This window comes from Frondihabitans sp. PhB188 (genome assembly GCF_003752365.1).
GTDB lineage: Bacteria > Actinomycetota > Actinomycetes > Actinomycetales > Microbacteriaceae > Frondihabitans.
On sequence record NZ_RJUO01000005.1, the window covers coordinates 251,297 to 269,382 of the forward strand.

An 18,086-nucleotide genomic window follows, 5' to 3' on the forward strand; every position below is an offset into this window, starting at 1 on the left:
CGCATCTGTGGACAACCCGCCTCACGCCCCGCCCCTGAGGAGAGCGATCCCCAGGGGGACCACCCCGACCAGCACGAACGCCGGCAGCACGCAGATGCCGAGCGGCAGCATCAGCCGCACGCCGAGCCGCTCGACGTCCGCGGCTGCCCGAGCGCGAGCCTCGCGCCGCAGCTCGTCGGCGGCACCCCGCAGCAGCGCCGCCCCCGGCACGCCGGCCCCGACCGACAGCGCCTCGATGTCGTCCAGCGCGGAGGCGGCCGCCAGCACCGAGGCAGCAGGTGCAGCTGACGCAGACCCCGGACAGAAGGCCTCCAGCGCCGACGCGGCGCAGGCCCGCGCCCTTCCCCACCCGCCGCCGCCCGACAGGCCGATCGCGACGAGGTCGAGCTCGAGCCCCGGGATGCCGTCGGGCGGGGCCGCGGCCCGGAAGAGCCTGGCGTTCCAGGCCCGGGCGGCGCCGACGAGCAGGCCCGCGCCGACGAGGCAGATCCACCCGGCCGGCGTGGCGAACAGCACCCGCGGCGCGTCGACACCCATGAGCACGGCGAGCAGCACTCCCACGGCCGGCAGTGCGAGCACGATTCGCGCCGTGACGCGAGGGCCGGCCGCCGCGACCGACGCCTCCCGCCGCGCCTGGGCGAGGTCGCGGGCGGCTTCGGCGCCGGCGCGGAGCGTGGCCGCCAGGGGTGCTCCGGTGGCCTCGGCGACGTGCCACGCCGCCGCGACCTGAAGCCACTCGGCGCGGGCGACCGCCTCGGCAGGCGCGCTCGCGACCGCCCGGGCGAGAGCCGACGCCCCGGAGCCTCCCGCGGCGGTCGCCTCGGCGGTGGCGGCCAGCATGCGGAGTTCCTGCGCCCCTCTCGCCCTGTCGGCCAGATGGCGCCACGCGACCGCGGGAGCCACGCCCGCCTCGAGCAGAGCGGCCAGCCGAGACATCGCCGGGCCGGCCGACAGGGCCTCGGGCGCAGGAACTCGGCGCCACCTCACCGATCCCTCCTCTCGCGCCGCGCCACCAGCCGTCCGCGCCCGTCGAGCTCGAGCGTCGCCGTGGCCTCGACCCGCCGCCCCTCGGCCGTCGCGGCGACGTGCACGACGACGTCGAAGGCCTCGACCGCCTGCCGTGCCAGGGCCTCGGGGTCGAGGCCCGCGAGCGCCCCGAGCGACTCGAGTCGGGCGGCGACCGCCTCCACCCCGCTGGCGTGGAGGGTTCCGGCGCCGCCGTCGTGCCCGGTCGTGAGGGCCGACAGCATCTCGCGCAGCTCGGCTCCGCGGCACTCCCCCACGATCAGGCGGTCGGGCCGCATGCGCAGGGCCTCGCGGACGAGCTGAGCGAGGTCGATGCGCCCGGCCCCCTCGACGTTCGCCTGGCGGGCCTCCAGCGAGACGACGTGCGAATGCGCGATCCGGAGCTCCGCCACATCTTCGATCGTGACCAGCCGGTCGGTCGGCGGCGCCTGGGCGAGCAGCGCGCCGAGCAGGGTCGTCTTGCCGCTGCCGGTGGCCCCCGTGATCAGCAGATTCGACCGCCTCCGCACATGGTCGGCCAGCTCGGCGCGCGGCACGATGTCGAAGAAGCCGCCGCGCTCGAGGTCGTCGAGGCCGAGCCGCGCCGTCGCCGGGACGCGGATCGAGAGCAGGGCGCCGCCGGGCGACACGGGCGGCAGGACGGCGTGGACCCGGATACCGTCGGCGAGTCGGACGTCGGCGAAGGGCGAGCTGTCGTCGACATGGCGCCCGCCGAGCCCGATCAGCGTGGTGGCGAGGCGCCTCACCTCGGCCGGGTCGAGGTCGGCCGCGCGAACCCGTGCGGCCCCGGAGTCGCCCGTCGTCCAGACCTCGCCGCCGGCATTCACGAAGACGTCGGTGACACCCTCGGCAGCCACCAGCGGGGTCAGCGCACCGAACTGACGGGGTACAGCACGACGTACCCCGAACCGTACCCCGATCTGATCGGTCGTCCCCCGAAGCACGGAGGCCGCATCGGCGGGTGAGGGCACGAATCGAACGGGTGACCCGTCACTCGTCGAGGGTGCGGGATCGTCAGGGGATCGGGGCTGTGCGCTGGCCATAGCCGACCGTAGGTCGGCGGAGCGGCCACGGCGGCGTCATCCCCAGGCGCCACCGCGAATCCGCGGGGATCTCGGGCCTGTGGAGAGGAAGACGGCTGAGTGGTCGTCCAGCCAATTCGCCGACATCCGGAGACGACCGAGCAGGACGCCGAACGGGTGAGGGACGAAAACCATCGGGTTAAAAAGAGAGGGGCGGCACCAGTTGGGGGGAACGGGTGCCGCCACGGCAGCGCGCGATTGGGGGGAATCGGTAGCGCCGCCAGCCGGAACGAATCCGACTGCATTGAGTGTACCCCAAACCGTCCTGCACGCAAGCGACATTCTCGACCGCCGTCCGCCCGGCACGGCGACCGCTTTCCGCGCGCCCCGGCGAGGTCGCAACTGAACGCATCCAGAGCCGGAGTAGCGTCATCCGGAGCACGCCGATCAGACCTCGCAATGATGCGAAAGGACGCCCATGCCCGACAACATCGACAACCTCCTCGTGGAGACCCGCCGATTCGCCCCCGACGAGGCCTTCACCGGGCAGGCCGTCGCGACTCCGGCGCTGGCCGAGCGAGCCGCCGCCGACCGTCTGGGGTTCTGGGCAGACCAGGCGCGCGAGCTCGTCACCTGGTCGAAGCCGTTCACTCGCGTGCTCGACTGGTCGAACCCGCCGTTCGCGAAGTGGTTCGACGACGGCTCTCTCAACGTCGCCTACAACTGCCTCGACCGTCACGTCGAGGCAGGTCTGGGCGACCGCGTCGCCATCCACTGGGAGGGCGAGCCTAGCGACACCCGCACCCTGACGTACGCGGAGCTCACTCGCGAGGTCAAGCGCGCAGCGAACATGCTGCTCGACCTGGGGGTCACGGAGGGCGACCGCGTCGTCATCTACCTCCCGCTCATCCCCGAGGCCGTCATCTCGATGCTGGCCGTGGCGCGTATCGGCGCGATCCACTCCGTCGTCTTCGGCGGATTCAGCGCCGAGAGCATCCGGGCCCGCGTCGACGATGCGGGAGCCAAGGTGGTCATCACGGCCGACGGCGGGTGGCGCAAGGGCGCGGTGTCGCCGCTCAAGCCCGCGGTGGACGAGGCCCTCGACGAGACGCTGCACGGCGCGAGCACCGTCGACACGGTGATCGTCGTCAAGCGCGGCGAGAACCCTGTCGACTGGCACGACGGTCGCGACCTCTGGTGGCACGATGCGATCGCACGGAGCGGCGACGACCACGTCGCACAGGCCTTCCCGGCGGAGCACCCCCTCTTCATCCTCTACACCTCCGGCACGACCGGGAAGCCGAAGGGAATCCTGCACACCTCCGGCGGGTACCTGACGGGCGCCGCATACTCGCACCGCAACGTCTTCGACCTCCACGCCGACACCGACGTGTACTGGTCGACGGCCGACATCGGCTGGATCACCGGCCACACCTACGTCGTCTATGGCCCGCTGGCCAACGGCGCGACCCAGGTCATCTACGAGGGCACCCCCGACAGCCCGGAGCCGGGCCGCTGGTGGGACATCATCGAGAAATACCGGGTCACGCTCTTCTACGCGGCCCCGACGGCGATCCGCGGCTTCATGAAGGCCGGCCGGCAGATCCCCGCGTCGCGCGACCTGTCGTCGCTCCGGCTGCTGGGCAGCGTGGGTGAGCCGATCAACCCCGAGGCGTGGGTCTGGTACCGCGACGTCATCGGCGGCGGCATCACGCCGATCGTCGACACCTGGTGGCAGACCGAGACCGGGTCGATCATGATCTCCGCGCTCCCCGGCATCACGACGCTGAAGCCGGGCGCGGCGCAGGTGCCGCTCCCGGGGGTCGCGATCGACGTCGTCGACGACCACGGCGAGCCGGTCGGCCGCGGCGAGGGCGGGCTGCTCGTCATCACCGAGCCCTGGCCGTCGATGCTCCGCGGCATCTGGGGCGACCCCGACCGCTACAGGGAGACCTACTGGGAGAAGTTCGCCGACAAGGGCTACTACTTCGCCGGCGACGGCGCCCGCAAGGACGACGACGGAGACATCTGGCTGCTCGGCCGCGTCGACGACGTCATGAACGTGTCGGGCCACCGCCTCTCGACCGCCGAGATCGAGTCGGCGCTCGTGTCGCACCCGCTCGTCGCCGAGGCCGCGGTGGTCGGCGCTGCCGACGAGACGACCGGCCAGGCCGTCGTGGCGTTCGTGATCCTGCGCACCTCTCAGGTCGAGTCGATGAGCCCCGACGACGCGGTCGCCGCCCTCCGCGCCCACGTCGGCCACGAGATCGGGGCGATCGCGAAGCCCAAGACCGTCATGATCGTGCAGGAACTGCCCAAGACGAGATCGGGCAAGATCATGCGGCGGCTGCTCCGCGACGTCGCCGAGGGGCGCGAGGTCGGCGATACGACCACCCTCGCCGACACCAGCGTGATGACGGTCATCTCCGCTGCCTTGTAGCGTCGTCCCGAGCCGCTGTCCTTCAGCGCGGCGACGCGCTCCAGCGTCGTCCCGAGCCGCCACCGATCACTCGATCTCGAGGATGATCTCCACTTCGACGGGAGAGTCCAGGGGCAGCACCGCGACGCCGACCGCGCTGCGCGCGTGCCTGCCCGCATCGCCGAAGATCTCGCCGAGCACGTTCGAGGCGCCGTTGATGACGCCGGGCTGGCCCGTGAAGGCGGGGTCGGAGGCGACGAACCCGGTCACCTTGACGATCTGCGTGACGCGGTCGAGGTCGCCGATCACGCTCCTGGCCGCAGCGAGCGCGTTCAGGACGGCCTGGCGCGCGTAGCCGTGTGCGTCCTCCGCGTCGACCTCGGCACCGACCTTGCCGGTGGCGGGCAGGGCCCCGTCGACGAAGGGCAGCTGGCCCGCCGTGTAGACGGTCGTGCCCACCAGGATCGCCGGAACGTAGGCGCCCGCCGGGGCGGCGACGTCGGGGATGGTGATGCCGAGCTCGGCCAGGCGATCGTCGATCGCGCCCATCAGGCGGCCTGCACGGGGCGCTTGAGATAGGCGACGAGGCCACCCTCGGGTGTCTGGAGAACCTGGACGAGCTCCCATCCCTCCGACCCGAAGTTGTTCAGGATGGCTGTCGTGTTGTGCACGATGAGGGGGGCTGTGAAGTACTCCCAGAGGACCATATTGGGTGTCCGTTCAGTCAGTTGTGTCGGTCGATCACTTACCCTGATCCTATGTCTGCCCAAAAAAAGAGGCCCACGTCTGTCGTCGGAGCCGTGTTCGGCTTCGTCGGTTTCAGCGCCCTCGCCGGCCTCCTCGTCACCATCGGAGTGACGCCGGCCCTCGCGGTCTCGAGCGTGACGGCGTCGTCGTCGATCGGGATCTTCGAAAGCCTCCCCGAGTACATCTCCATCGGCCAGCTGCAGCAGCGCAACACGCTGTACGGCGAGTCCGGCGGCAAGCAGGTGCCGTTCGCGACCATCTACTCGCAGAACCGCGTCAACCTCAAGTGGGATGAAGTGTCGCCGAACCTGAAGCACGCGGTCGTCGCCGGCGAGGACAAGCGCTTCTACCAGCACGGCGGCGTCGACCTCACCAGCATCGTGCGCGCGGGCGTCGGCTCGCTCAGCGGCGGACTCGGCGAGTCGGGCGGTGGCTCGACCCTGACGATGCAGCTCGTCCGCAACATCCGTCTCGCCCAGGCGCAGGACATCAAGGACCCCAAGAAGCAGGCCGCCGCCATCAAGGACGCCAAAGAGGTTACCGTCTCGCGCAAGCTCCAGGAGATGAAGTACGCGATCGGGCTCGAGAAGAAGTACTCCAAAGACGAGATCCTCCTCGCCTACCTGAACATCGCCTACTTCGGCGATCAGACGTACGGCGTTCAGGCCGCGGCTCAGCACTACTACAACAAGAGCGCCAAGAGCCTGACGCCGACGCAGGCGGCCAGCCTGATCGCGATCGTGCAGTACCCCGAGAGCCGCGATCTGTCGACGCCGAAGAACTACAAGAACAACGTCGCGCGCCGCAACGTGATCCTGAAGGCCATGGAGGCCCAGGGCTACATCACGGCCGACACGCTCAAGCGCGGCCTCGAGACCAAGGTCGGCGACTCGGTCAAGCTGACGCCGGCCGTCCAGGGGTGCGCCGCGGTCACCGCCGGCGGCGCCCAGCAGTTCTGCGACTACGTCACCTCCCCCGAGATGATCAAGTCGTACGCGTTCCTCGGCGGCTCGGACGCCGCCCGCACCAAGAACTGGAACACCGGCGGCTACAAGGTCCACACGACGATCAACCTCGATCTGACGGCGAACGCCAAGGGCCAGATCGACCAGTGGGCCCCCGCCACGTTCTCGCAGTTCCCGCTCGGCGGCGTCGTCGACTCGGTCGAGCCGGGCACCGGCCGCGTGGTCGTCATGACCCAGAACAAGAACCTCACGACCGACGCCAGCGCCTCGCTGACGGGCCCCAACACCTACCTGAACTACTCGGTCGACACGAAGTACGGGTCGTCGCAGGGCTTCCAGGTCGGATCCACGTACAAGATGTTCACGCTGCTCGACTGGCTCGAGAAGGGGCACGGCGTCAACGAGCTCGTCGACGCCACTCCGCGCACGTTCCCGACGATGACCGTCGACGGCGGAACCTACTCGACCGTCGACGGCGAGTTCCCGCAGGGCTACAAGCCGAAGAACGACGAGGGCTACATCTCCGGCTACATGACGGTCAAGACCGCCACGGCCGCCTCGGTCAACGTCGCGTACGCCAGCATGGCGCAGCAGCTCGACCTCGCCGACATCCGCGACGTCGCCCAGAAGCTCGGCGTGCACACGGCCACCGGCGCCGAGCTGAAAGACAACACGTCGTCGTTCCTCGGCACGAACAACATCGCACCGCTCACGATGGCCACCGCGTACGCGGCCATCGCCAACAAGGGCGTCTACTGCCCGTCGATCGTCGTCGACAAGGTGACGACGCCCGACGGCAAGTCGGTCGCCGGCCAGAAGAGCGACTGCCAGCAGGTCGTCGACCCCGACGTCGCAGCCACCGCCATCTCGGCGATGCAGGGCGTCTTCCAGGGCGGCGGCACGGCCTCGGGTGCACTCCCCGACGCCACCCCCGAGTTCGGCAAGACGGGCACCACCGACGACGCCGACCAGATCTGGCTGAACGGCTCGACCACGGCTCTGACCACGGTCACCTGGATGGGCGACACATCCGGCCAGCGCCACAGCCTGCGCCAGTACTCCAGCCCGGTCTACGGCCAGGGCACGCTGGCGACGAGCCGAAGCGGCCTCTTCAAGGCCGTCCAGGGTCTCAACAACACCGTCTACCCGGGCACGGCCTTCCCGATTCCGTCGGGCAACCTCGCGACCGGCAACGGCGTCAAGGTGCCCGCTCTGACGGGAAACAGCGTCGACGCGGCGAAGAACCTCCTGAGCGGCGTCGGCCTGAACTACGTCGACGGCGGCACCCAGGCGTCGAGCCAGCCCGAGGGCCAGGTCGCAGGAACGAGCCCGGGCGAAGGCAGCCTCGTGCCGAACGGCGGCAACGTCACCGTCTACACCAGCGACGGATCTCAGGCGGCCACCGTGCCCGAGCTCAGCGGCAAGAGCCTGAAGGACGCCCTCGGCGACCTCGAGGACGCCGGGTTCGACACCTCCAAGGTGACCACCGGGTTCGCCAAGAGCGACGACGACCAGAAGTGCGACGTCGTGTCGTCGAACCCCGGCGACGGCGCCTCAGCCGCGAAGGACTCCGCGATCGCACTGACCGTGGGCGGCGGCAAGAGCGGCAGAGACCCCGGGAACTGCTCGTGAGCCGCGCCCGCACGGCCGACCTCTCGCTGTCGGCGGCGACCCTCGCCGCCGTCGGGGCGGCCGGCGCCTTCGCCTACGGGGCCCTCGTGGAGCGCAACCGCTACGCCGTGCGTCGCGAGGTGCTGCCGATCCTGCCCGCAGGATCACGGCCCCTCGCCGTCCTGCACCTCTCCGACATCCACATGGCGCCGTGGCAGACCGACAAGCAGGAGTGGATTCGAGGCCTCGCGGGCCTCGAGCCCGACCTGATCGTCAACACCGGCGACAACCTCGGCCACGTCGACGCGTACGACGCCGTCGAGTACGCGCTCGAGCCGTTCCGTGACGTGCCCGGCGTGTTCGTGCACGGCTCGAACGACTACATCGCACCGAAGTTCAAGAGCCCGCTGACCTACTTCGGCGGGCCCAGCCGCGCCGGCGCCAAGCCGGTCGCCCTCGACAACGAGCGCCTCACGGGCTTCTTCGAATCGCTCGGCTGGCTCGACCTCGACAACACCGCGCGCGCCCTCGAGGTGAAGGGCAACCGCCTCGAGCTGTTCGGCGTGAACGACGCCCACCGCGACTGGGACCACCTCGAGCGCATCCCCGGAGCCCTCGACGACCTCCGCGAGAACGTCGGCTGGCAGGATGAAGACGGCCCGGCGCCGTTCACCATCGGCCTCACCCACGCCCCCTACCAGCGCGTGCTCAACTCGTTCGTCACCAACGGCGCCGAGCTGATCTTCGCCGGGCACACCCACGGCGGCCAGGTCTGCGTGCCCGGCTACGGCGCGCTCGTCACCAACTGCGACATCCCGCGCAAGCAGGTCGCCGGCCTCAGCACGTGGACGCACGCGTTCAAGACCGCCCAGCTGGAGGTCTCGGCCGGCATCGGGACCTCGATCTACGCGCCGTTCCGCTTCGCCTGCGCCCCCGAGGCGGTCCTCGTGACATTGACGCCTCCGAACATGGGCTAAAGTAGTGGAGTCCCTCGGGCCCCCGGGTTCTGAAGGGCGACACACACCATCGGGGTGTGGCGCAGCTTGGTAGCGCGCCTCGTTCGGGACGAGGAGGTCGTGGGTTCGAATCCCGCTACCCCGACGAAACAAAAATGGCTAGACCCTTGGGTCTAGCCGTTTTTGTTTCGGTGCTTGTCTGGCGCCTCTCGGCGCATGCCGTTGCTCGCTGGCGCTCGCTCCGGCCCATGGCGGTCATTCTCGGTGCCCTTCGGGCGGCGCGCCCGGGATTTCGCGCGGTGCTTGGCTGGCGCCTCTCGGCGCATGCCGTTGCTCGCTGGCCGCTCGCTCCGGCCCATGGCGGTCCTCACCGTCGCACGCGTGCTTTGCCCGCCGGCGCGTGGCGGTCGTGCCCGCGGAGCAGGTGGCCCCCGGACGCGGGCGACCCGGAGTGGGTCTGGGGCCGACGGCTGCCAGATGGTGGAGTAGGCGGGTTGCCCTGAGACGCGGGGCCGATCCGAAAGAGCCCGCCTTGCCTGCACGCCGCCGCCCCGCCACTCTGCTCGCCGTCCTCTGCGCGGGGGCCGTGGCGCTGGGCGCGATCGGCGCGGGGACGCCGGGCCCGGCGGCGTACGCCGCGACGACGGCGACCCCGACGCACACGGTCGACCTGTCGAACGACGAAGTGACCGTTCCGGCAGTTCCTGCGTCCCGTCTGAGCACGCCCAGGTCGACGACGCACAGCACCACGGACAGCACCAGCACCGGTGTCACCGTCGAGACCGTCTACGTCAGCCGACTCGCGGTGACCACCTCGACCAAGGACGACACGAACGGCGACGACGAGGTCGACGACGCCACCATCAAGGCGGCCGTGGCGTCGATGCACGACTACTGGTGGGAGCAGTCGTCGCACACCGTCGACATCCAGCTCGGCGGCATCGAGGACGACTCGCTCGGCCTCTCGACGTGCTCCGACCCGGGCGCCGCCCTCGACGGCGTCGCGAAGACCGCGTTCAAGGGCGCCTTCGCGAACTACAGCTGGCAGGGCACGCACAAGCACCTGATCGCCCTCAGCAAGGAGGCGTGCGGAACGCAGGCATTCGGCACGGTCGGCGGCCTCGGCGGCGAGATCTTCAGCGGCAACGGCGGCGATCAGACGTACGGGGTTCCTGTGCTGCTGCACGAGTTCGGCCACAACCTCGGCTTCAAGCACTCGGGTTCGGCGATCTGCCGATCCTCGACGGAGTTCGACGGCCTCGGCAGCGACTTCGCCTACGCCGACGAGAAGAACGACTCGGTGCTCTGCCCGGTGCTCGAGTACGGCGACTACTCCGACATCATGGGCTACTCGCTCAAGGGCGCCCGGCCCGGGCTCTCGAGCGTCCAGCGCTCGCTCGCGGGCTATCTCTCCGACGTGGAGGCCGACGACACCGCCGGCAGCACGCAGACCTTCACGGTGGCTCCGCTCAGCGGCTCGTCCGGCAGCCGGTCGCTGCAGGTCACCGACCCCGTGACCGGCGCCGTCTACTACGTCGAGTACCGCACGAAGGCGGGCGGCGACTCGACCGACGCCGAGTTCGGCGGCTACCTGCAGAACTGCGACAAGGCCTACGGCGGATACACGAAGTGCTCGCTCGGCAGCAGCGCGTCGACCGGCATCGTGCGGATCATGCGGACCCTCGACGGGTCGGCCCAGTCGGGCACGTACCCGGCGACGTTCGTCCTCGCCACCTCGCCCGACACCGCGAGCGACCCGAGCAGGCGCGACACGCGCCTCTACGCCGGCCAGAGCTTCACCGACTACGGCTCCGGCGTCACCATCGCCGTGAAGTCGCTGACGCCCGCGTCGGGTGCTGTCGTGACCGTCAGCATCGCGGCGCCGGAGATGCCGGGCGACGAGCCGGCTCCGGCAGACAAGACCTCCGCCCCCTCGGGCAGGCCGGGAGTCGCCGGCGTCGCGACCACGACGACACTGGCACTGAACCGCGCCTCGCAGACGTACGGGTCGACCACGACGGCGACGGCCACCGCGGCCGCGACGCTCGCAGACGGCAGCGGTGACGCCGCCCATGGCGCAGTGACCTTCTCCCGCAACGGCAGGACCGTGTCGACCGTGGCCCTCGACGCCTACGGACGCGCCTCGTACCGCCTCCCCTCGACCACTTCCGCCGGCACCCAGAAGGTGACCGCCTCGTTCACGCCTGCCGACGCCAGTGCGGAGACGTCGTCGAGCTCGGGATCGACGACCGTCACGGTGAAGAAGGCCGCGCCCAGCGTGCGATCGAGCCTGGCCGCGACGAAGGTCAGCCGCTCGACGACGCCGAAGCTGACGGTCGCCGTCTCCGCGACCGGTGTCTCCGCGCCGACCGGCACGCTCACCGTGAAGGCAGGCGGCAAGACGATCAAGACCTACACGCTGCCGTCGTCGAAGAAGGGACGGGTGATCCTGACCCTGCCGAAGTTCGCGAAAACCGGCCGCTACTCGATCAAGGCGTCGTACGCGGGCACGTCGAACATCTCGTCCGGGACGGCGAAAAGCCTGGTCCTGACCGTGAAGTGACCGCCGTCACGACACCAGGACTGGGGATGCCCGAGGCTCCCTCCCGCTCCCTACTCTGGTCAGACACACATCTCTGGGGGATCAAGTGACCGACACGACGACGACCGCTCCGCGGGCCGGCTGGTACGCCGATCCGAGCGCGGCCGCGGCCTACCGCTGGTGGGACGGCGCGCAGTGGACCGCCCAGACCCTGGACGCCGCACCGACCGCCTCGGCCCCGACCCCCGCTCCCGCATCGACCCCGGCGTCGGCCGAGGTCGAGGAGCACGCGGCCGCCGAACGGGAAGCGGCAGAGCGCGCCGCCGCGCAGCGCGCCACCACCCAGCCGCGCCCGCAGTCGCCTGCCCTCCCCAGCCGTCGCAGCCTCCGCAACCTCCCCTCGGTCGCCGTGGGCACTCCCCCGGCCGGGTCCGTCGAGCCGACGGTCGCCGCACCGGCCGCCGCCGCATCATCGCCCTACGTGCCGCTGAACCCGCTGGCCACCACCGCCACACCTCCCGCGTCGCCGAGCGACGGCTGGCACACGCCGGCCGCGTGGATCGCCAACGCGCCGGCCTCGCCGGAGCACGCCGTGTACGGCACGGGATCCCCTTTCGGAGCCTCCCGCCCCGGCGCCTTCACCCTCCAGCCCCGCAACAAGCCCGCGCGCCTCGCGCTGACGTTCATGCTGATCACGCTGATCACCGACGGCGTGTCGATAGCACTCACGACTCAGCGACTGCTCACCTCCCCCATCGCAGTCCTGGCGCAGCTGGGAGTCGGCGTCGTGGTGATCGGCCTCGTCATCGCAGCCGTCCCGCTGTCGATCGTGGGTCTCGTCCGTGCTTCGCAGATGAAGTCCTCCGGACTCACCCCGGTCGGCCGGCCCCACGCGGTAGCGGCCCTCATCCTCGCGCTGCTCTTCCTGGCGCTGTTCGGCCTGGCCCTCTCGGTGGGCGTCCTCGCCGGTCTGGAGCGCGCCGGGTCGCACACCACGACCTCGAGCACGACGGGCGCAGGAACGAGCACCTCCGCCATCGCCCACAGCGCCACCGGGGCCCCCACCCCGGTCATCGGCACGCCCCAGGCCGACGGAACCCTCCTCTACTCGCAGGCCCAGGCTCAGGCGGCGCTCACGGCCGCAATCAAGGGCGACACGAGTATCGCCGCCACGGTCGGATGCCCGGCCACCGTCGCCCTCTCGGTGGGAGCGTCGTTCGAGTGCCGTGTCACGCTGCCGGGCGGCAGCGCCACGGCGCACGTGAGCGTGCTCGACTCCACGGGGCGCTCCGAGATCCAGATCAGCACCCCGTAGCGCACGCGACTCAGGCCAGGCGCCCGCCGGACTCCTCGAGGTAGCACGAGCCGCACAGCGGCTCGTACGCGACCGTCGCGCCGTCGATGGCGACCTGGTCGCCGTCGAAGACGTACGCCCCGTCGATCAGCCGGGCGTTGAACATGGCCTTGCGCCCGCAGCGGCAGATCGTCTTGAGCTCCTCGAGCGAGTGCGACACCTCGAAGAGCCGCGCGGCGCCGTCGAAGGCCCGCGTCTGGAAGTCGGTGCGGATGCCGTACGCCAGCACGGGGATGTCGTCGAGCACGGCGATGCGCAGCAGGTCGTCGACCTGGGCGGCGGAGAGGAACTGCGCCTCGTCGACCAGGAGGCAGGCGAGTTCCTGCCCCGTCTCATCGCGGACGCCCTGTCTCGCGGCGCTGAACACGGCCGCCAGGTCGTCGCCGGCCCCGACCAGGAAGTCGGTGCGCCGGGTCACGCCGAGACGCGAAACGATCTGATCATCGCCGCGCGTGTCGGTGTCGGGCTTGGCGAGGAGCACGCGCTGACCGCGCTCCTCGTAGTTGTAGGCCGCCTGCAGGAGCGCGGTGCTCTTGCCGGAGTTCATGGCTCCGTAGCGGAAGTAGAGTTTTGCCACTCCGAAAGCGTAGCCGGACCGACGCGGTCGGCTGCTACTGGAGGTAGCCGTCTTCGGCCGCTCGCCTGATCAGCTCGGCCTTCTTCGACGCGGGGCGGTTCGCCTTCGCGTACTTCTCGCGGACGCGGCGCAGGTAGGTCTTGGCGGTCTCGTACTGCACGTTCATCTGCTGGGCGACCTCGTTGGTCGAGAAGCCCGACACGTACAGGCGGAAGGCCTCGGCCTCGCCGGCGCTGAGCTTGGGGCGGCTCTGGTTGGCCGCACCCACCGGGAGCGGGCGCCAGTCGCGCTGCGGGGCGTTGTCGCGGGCGACGCCCATGACCTGGCGGGCGGCGTCCATGACCTCGCGCATCGGCAGCGCCTTGCTGAGGAAGGCCGAGGCCCCGGCGTCGAGGGCGCGCTCGCGCGACTCGCGGGTGTCGAGGCTGGACAGCACGACGACCTTGGCTCCGGCGGCACGGCAGGTGCGCACTCGGGCCTCGATCGACACCGGCTCCTTGAGCTGGAAGTCGAGGAAGACCAGGTCGGTCGGGAAGTTGTCGCTGTGCACCAGCTGGAGCCAGGTGTGAGCCGTCAGCACGAGGTCGAAGTCGTACGCGTTGACGTTGATCCAGCTCGACAGGCTGTCGAGGAGCACCTCGTGGTCGTCGAGGATGGCCAGTCGCACTCGACGCTGCGAGGGCGCTTCGGGGGCGAGCGAGTTCCAGGAGGCGACGGGGAGGGGCCGCGACGAACTCGACCGGAGAGTGTTGCTGCCCGTCGGGTCAGTGCTGGTCATAGGAGAACCTTAATGTGAGGAAGGAGCCGTTCACATCGACCTGGAGGTCGCGGAACAGGATGCGGAGGACGGCGAAGTAGGGGGCGAAGTGCTGCCTGGCGGCAGCGTCCGTCGAGGTGCTCTCCACGCGGAGGAGCGCCCGGACGAGAGGGGCGTCGTCGTGGAGGACGATCCCCAGGCTGGAGGTGCGAGTGGCGTCGTCGACGGACATCGCGTTCACGATCGCGCGGACGGCTGTCCGCTGGTCGGTGGTCATGTGGTCGGCGAGCCGGGAGCGATCGACGACAGTGCCCGCCTCGCCGTTGGGGCAGACGTCGAGGAGGGCCTGCTCGAGCCAGCTGCGGTCGGCGTCGGCCACGATCCGCTCTCGGATCAGCGTGGCCACCTCGCCGGCGCGGCGGGTGTCGGCGTCGGTGACCTCGCCGCGCTCCACCAGAGACGTGAAGAACGGGACGACGTCGCGGTTGAGACCGGTGACGCGATCCTGCTGGACAGAACGGGCGATGCCCGAGCGCACCTCGGAGGCGCGCTCGGCGGTCAGGGACTCGGCGCGGTCGGTCCACTGGCTGACCTGCCGCACGAAGTTGGCCGAGTAGACGGCGCTGCCGACGCCGAGCGCGACGACCGGCGTGACGCCGACGGCGACGAAGACGAGGGCGGGCGCCTGCGTGGCGAAGGTCGGCGCCTCGAGGAGCACGACGATGCCGACGGCGACGGCCGAGACGACCGTGGCGACGAGCAGATCGCGGCCGGGGCGGTACGGGGCGCACGCCAGGATGAGGAGGCCGATGACGGTGCTCCCCCAGTCGTCGCGCACCATGACGTCGTGGCCCGCCGTGGCCACCGCGGCGAGCAGCATGCCGAGCACGCCGCAGGCGACGACGGCCACGAAGCGCGTGCGGCGGAGCGGGGCTCGGAGGGGGCTCGACGCGACGATGAGGGTCGCGGCTGCGATGACGACGAAGACGATCGACATGATCGAGAAGCCATCGCGCATGACCTCGTCGACCTGAGCCAGAGTGCGGCCTATCGCGAGGGCGACGGCGAACAGGGCGATGACGACCGTCACCGGACGCATGTTCAGGGCGCCCAGCGGATCGACCTGCTGGGCGGTGGCCTCGCGATCGCTCATGCGGCGTCCTCCGCCGAGCGGGCGATGATCGGGACGTCGCCGCTCGGCGCGGTGTCGGATGCCGCGGCGGGCTCGGCCGGGAGGTCGATCATGACCGAGGTGCCGCTGCCGGGAGACGACCAGATCTGGACGACCCCGCCGACGCGCTCGATGCGCGCGCGGATGGAGTTCTTGACGCCGAGGCGGTCGCGGGGCGTCTCGCTCTCGGTGAAGCCCACGCCGTTGTCGATGACCATGACCGAGACGTCGGAGCCCGAGCCGAAGACGACGACCTCGGCCCTGTCGGTGCCGGAGTGCTTCTGCACGTTGGCCAGGCACTGCGCGACTGCCAGCGCGAGGGCACGGCCCCGGACAGAGTTCAGGCGGGCCACGGCCAGCACGTCGCCGGTGACGGCGACGTCGAGACCGGCGTCGATCGACTTGCCGATCGCCGAGTAGAGCTCTGTCGCCTCCCAGTCCACCTGGGAGGAGGTGAGGCCGGCAGCGGCCTCGTTGAGCCACTCCTGACCGATGAGGACCTCGAGGTCGTGCTCCATCGCGGAGACGAGCTCGGGGTCGAGCCGGCCGGGCTTCGCCAGCGAGAGCGCGGCCAGGTGGCTCAGGACCGTGTCATGCACGAGAGCCGACGCCTGCTGCTCGATCTCGAAGCGGACCCCCGACATCTGCACGTCGCGGGCCGCGCGGTGGAGGTTCGGCTGCACCCGCTTTGCGCGCTCTCGGGCGACGAGGCTTCCGCCCATCGTCGCGACGATGAGGATGTAGCCGAGCAGGGTCGTGACGTCGACCTTCGGCTGGGCGTGCGTCTGCATCGTCGCGACCTGCGTGGCGATCTCGCCGGCGACCAGGCCGAACGTCGCCCAGAGCGGGCCGCGGCTGGCATAGAGGCCGCTGCCGCCGACCATGACGAGGGCGAGCTTGGGCAGCGAGAGGCTGAACGCGTCGGACGATTGGACGCTCGCGATCTGCGAGAGCACCGCGACAGCGTAGACGTAGACCGAGGCGCCGCCGATCACGAGGTACGCGACGGTCGACGCCGTCGACCGGACCTTCTCGATGAGCAGGATCAACGCGAACATCGGCGCCAGCGCCAGGAGCGCCGGCCACAGGATCAAGGCGGGCCGGGACAGCTGCACGGCACTCAGGACGACCGCCGCCGCGATGAGCAGCATCATGGCGATGGCGTGACAGGAGCGTGCGATTGCGCGACCCGAACTCTGAGGAGCGAGATGACTGGGTAGCCCGAGCAGCACGCATCCTCCTTCGTTCCGGCCCGCGTCAGCATGTCTGTGGACTGCAGGGGCCGCAGCGAGATCTGCGGCTATTCGAAGTATCGCAAAAGACGGCGGCTCCGTGTACCCCGGTTTCAGGGGACATAACGCGGGTGGACCACCCATACGGGGCTATTTGTGCCCCGAATGCGGTCCACGCAGATCATACTGCCGACGGGCGACACATGACGCCAACCCGGGCCGGTACAGACGGGGGTCAGGCGTGGATGCCCAGCGACTTCGCGGTCGACTCCATGGTGGCCGCGGCCTTCTTCTCGTCGTCGGCCAGCTGCTCGCCCACCGTCGGGATCATGGCGCGCAGTTTCGGCGCCCACTCGGCCTTCTTCGACGGGAAGCACCGGTCGAGCACGGTGAGCATGATCGGGACGGCCGTCGAGGCGCCAGGCGAGGCACCCAGCAGGCCGGCGATCGAGCCGTCGGCCGCCGAGACGACCTCCGTGCCGAACTGCAGCACGCCGCCCTTCTTGGCGTCCTTCTTGATGACCTGCACTCGCTGGCCCGCCGTGATCCGGTACCAGTCCTTCGGGTCGGCGTCGGGCATGAACTCGAGCAGTGCGTCGAACTTCGTCTTCTTCGACGCGGCCAGCTGGCTCACGAGGTACTTCAGCAGGTCGAAGTTCGACAGCGCGACCCGGATCATCGGGTACAGGTTGTGCAGCCGGATCGACTTGAACAGGTCGAGGTACGAGCCCGACTTCAAGAACTTGGGGCTGAAGCCCGCGTACGGCCCGAACATCAGGCTCGCGGTGCCGTCGACCACGCGGGTGTCGAGGTGCGGCACCGACATGGGCGGCGAGCCGACGGCGGCCTTGCCGTACACCTTGGCCTGGTGCTTCGCGACCACCTCGGGATTGTCGGTGCGCAGGAACTCGCCGCTCACCGGGAAGCCGCCGAATCCGGCGATCTCGGGGATCCCCGACTTCTGCAGGAGGCCGAGCGCCCCTCCGCCGGCGCCGACGAAGACGAATCGCGCCCGGACCCGGGTCGTCTCGGCGGTAGCGCCGCTCACCACGGTCAGCCCCCAGCCGGTGCCGGGCAGGCGGGTGAGGTCGGTGACCCGGTGGCCGAGCAGCAGCTCGGTGCCGGTCGAGGTGAGGTGGTCGAACAGGTTGCGGGTCAGCGCCCCGAAGTCGACGTCGGTGCCGGCCAGGATGTGCGTCGCCGCGACGGGCTCTCCCGCGGAGCGACCGGCCATGAGGGCAGGGGCCCACTCCGCGATCGTGCCGGGGTCGTCGCTGAACTCCATGCCGGCGAACAGCGGGTGCCCTTCGAGCGCCTCGTTGCGCTTGCGGAGGTACTCGACGTTCGCCGCACCCCAGACGAAGCTCATGTGCGGCGTCGAGTTGATGAAGCGGTCGGGCTCGGGGAGCGCCCCGGCGCCGATGAGGAACGACCAGAACTGGCGTGAGACCTGGAACTGCTCGTTGACCTTGACCGCGCTCGTGATGTCGATCGAGCCGTCGGCCTTCTGGGGCGTGTAGTTCAGCTCGCAGAGGGCCGAGTGACCGGTGCCCGCGTTGTTCCACGGGTTGCTGCTCTCCTGCGCGACGTCGTTCAACGACTCGTAGACCCGGATCGTCCACTCGGGCTGGAGCTCGTGAAGGAGCGTGCCGAGGGTCGCGGACATGATTCCGCCGCCGATGAGGGCGACGTCGATGGGCTCCGTTG

The 18,086-nt window shown here is 70.4% G+C and carries 14 protein-coding genes and 1 tRNA gene; 6 read left to right on the forward strand and 9 right to left on the reverse strand.

What is annotated here, in order from left to right; translation table 11 throughout:
- Nucleotides 1-21: 21 nt before the first annotated feature.
- The gene (locus EDF46_RS16145; RefSeq protein WP_233580074.1) at nt 22-987 is read right to left on the reverse strand and encodes a type II secretion system F family protein; all 966 of its coding nucleotides are present in this window, start codon (nt 985-987) and stop codon (nt 22-24) included.
- Nucleotides 984-1,997: a CpaF family protein gene (locus tag EDF46_RS16150; protein WP_233580075.1), complete on the reverse strand. Its 1,014-nt coding sequence runs from the start codon at nt 1,995-1,997 to the stop codon at nt 984-986. The genes EDF46_RS16145 and EDF46_RS16150 overlap by 4 nt, the downstream gene beginning before the upstream one ends.
- A 529-nt stretch (nt 1,998-2,526) precedes the next feature.
- Between EDF46_RS16150 and acs the strand changes: the two genes are divergently transcribed.
- Nucleotides 2,527-4,488: an acetate--CoA ligase gene (acs, locus tag EDF46_RS16155; protein ID WP_123507358.1), complete on the forward strand. Its 1,962-nt coding sequence runs from the start codon at nt 2,527-2,529 to the stop codon at nt 4,486-4,488.
- A gap of 66 nt (nt 4,489-4,554) precedes the next feature.
- Here the strand turns inward: acs and EDF46_RS16160 are convergent, their stop codons facing one another.
- Entirely contained in the window at nt 4,555-5,016 is a 462-nt protein-coding gene (locus tag EDF46_RS16160; RefSeq protein ID WP_123507360.1) for a RidA family protein, read from the reverse strand.
- Nucleotides 5,016-5,174, reverse strand: a complete 159-nt coding sequence (locus EDF46_RS18575; protein ID WP_199738302.1) for a hypothetical protein — start codon at nt 5,172-5,174, stop codon at nt 5,016-5,018. Before EDF46_RS18575 ends, EDF46_RS16160 begins: the two co-directional genes overlap by 1 nt.
- Nucleotides 5,175-5,225: 51 nt before the next feature.
- Between EDF46_RS18575 and EDF46_RS16165 the strand changes: the two genes are divergently transcribed.
- The 5 genes from EDF46_RS16165 to EDF46_RS16185 all read left to right on the forward strand — a co-directional run bounded on the left by EDF46_RS16165 (nt 5,226) and on the right by EDF46_RS16185 (nt 12,603).
- Nucleotides 5,226-7,811: a transglycosylase domain-containing protein gene (locus EDF46_RS16165; RefSeq protein ID WP_123507362.1), complete on the forward strand. Its 2,586-nt coding sequence runs from the start codon at nt 5,226-5,228 to the stop codon at nt 7,809-7,811.
- Nucleotides 7,808-8,767: a metallophosphoesterase gene (locus EDF46_RS16170; RefSeq protein ID WP_123507364.1), complete on the forward strand. Its 960-nt coding sequence runs from the start codon at nt 7,808-7,810 to the stop codon at nt 8,765-8,767. The genes EDF46_RS16165 and EDF46_RS16170 overlap by 4 nt, the downstream gene beginning before the upstream one ends.
- Before the next feature lie 50 nt (nt 8,768-8,817).
- Nucleotides 8,818-8,891 (forward strand) — tRNA-Pro (locus tag EDF46_RS16175).
- A gap of 387 nt (nt 8,892-9,278) precedes the next feature.
- On the forward strand, nt 9,279-11,309 hold the full coding sequence (locus EDF46_RS16180) for an Ig-like domain repeat protein (RefSeq protein WP_123507366.1): 2,031 nt from the start codon (nt 9,279-9,281) through the stop codon (nt 11,307-11,309).
- Nucleotides 11,310-11,394: 85 nt separating this feature from the next.
- The gene (locus EDF46_RS16185) at nt 11,395-12,603 is read left to right on the forward strand and encodes a DUF2510 domain-containing protein (RefSeq protein ID WP_123507368.1); all 1,209 of its coding nucleotides are present in this window, start codon (nt 11,395-11,397) and stop codon (nt 12,601-12,603) included.
- 10 nt (nt 12,604-12,613) lie between these two features.
- On the opposite strand, the gene EDF46_RS16190 is transcribed toward EDF46_RS16185, so the two are convergent.
- The 5 genes from EDF46_RS16190 to EDF46_RS16210 form a co-directional block, all read right to left on the reverse strand.
- Nucleotides 12,614-13,219 carry a thymidine kinase gene (locus tag EDF46_RS16190; RefSeq protein WP_123507370.1) on the reverse strand — a complete coding sequence of 202 codons (606 nt, stop codon included), beginning with the start codon at nt 13,217-13,219 and terminating at the stop codon, nt 12,614-12,616.
- 34 nt (nt 13,220-13,253) lie between these two features.
- Nucleotides 13,254-13,997, reverse strand: a complete 744-nt coding sequence (locus tag EDF46_RS16195; RefSeq protein WP_123507372.1) for a response regulator — start codon at nt 13,995-13,997, stop codon at nt 13,254-13,256.
- Nucleotides 13,984-15,129, reverse strand: a complete 1,146-nt coding sequence (locus tag EDF46_RS16200; protein ID WP_123507374.1) for a hypothetical protein — start codon at nt 15,127-15,129, stop codon at nt 13,984-13,986. Before EDF46_RS16200 ends, EDF46_RS16195 begins: the two co-directional genes overlap by 14 nt.
- Nucleotides 15,126-16,301, reverse strand: coding sequence for a sensor histidine kinase (locus EDF46_RS16205; protein WP_123507376.1), 1,176 nt, complete (start codon nt 16,299-16,301; stop codon nt 15,126-15,128). The genes EDF46_RS16200 and EDF46_RS16205 overlap by 4 nt, the downstream gene beginning before the upstream one ends.
- Before the next feature lie 313 nt (nt 16,302-16,614).
- A complete protein-coding gene (locus tag EDF46_RS16210) occupies nt 16,615-18,045 on the reverse strand; it encodes a malate:quinone oxidoreductase (RefSeq protein ID WP_233580084.1) in 1,431 nt (476 codons plus the stop codon).
- Between the last annotated feature and the right edge of the window lie 41 nt (nt 18,046-18,086).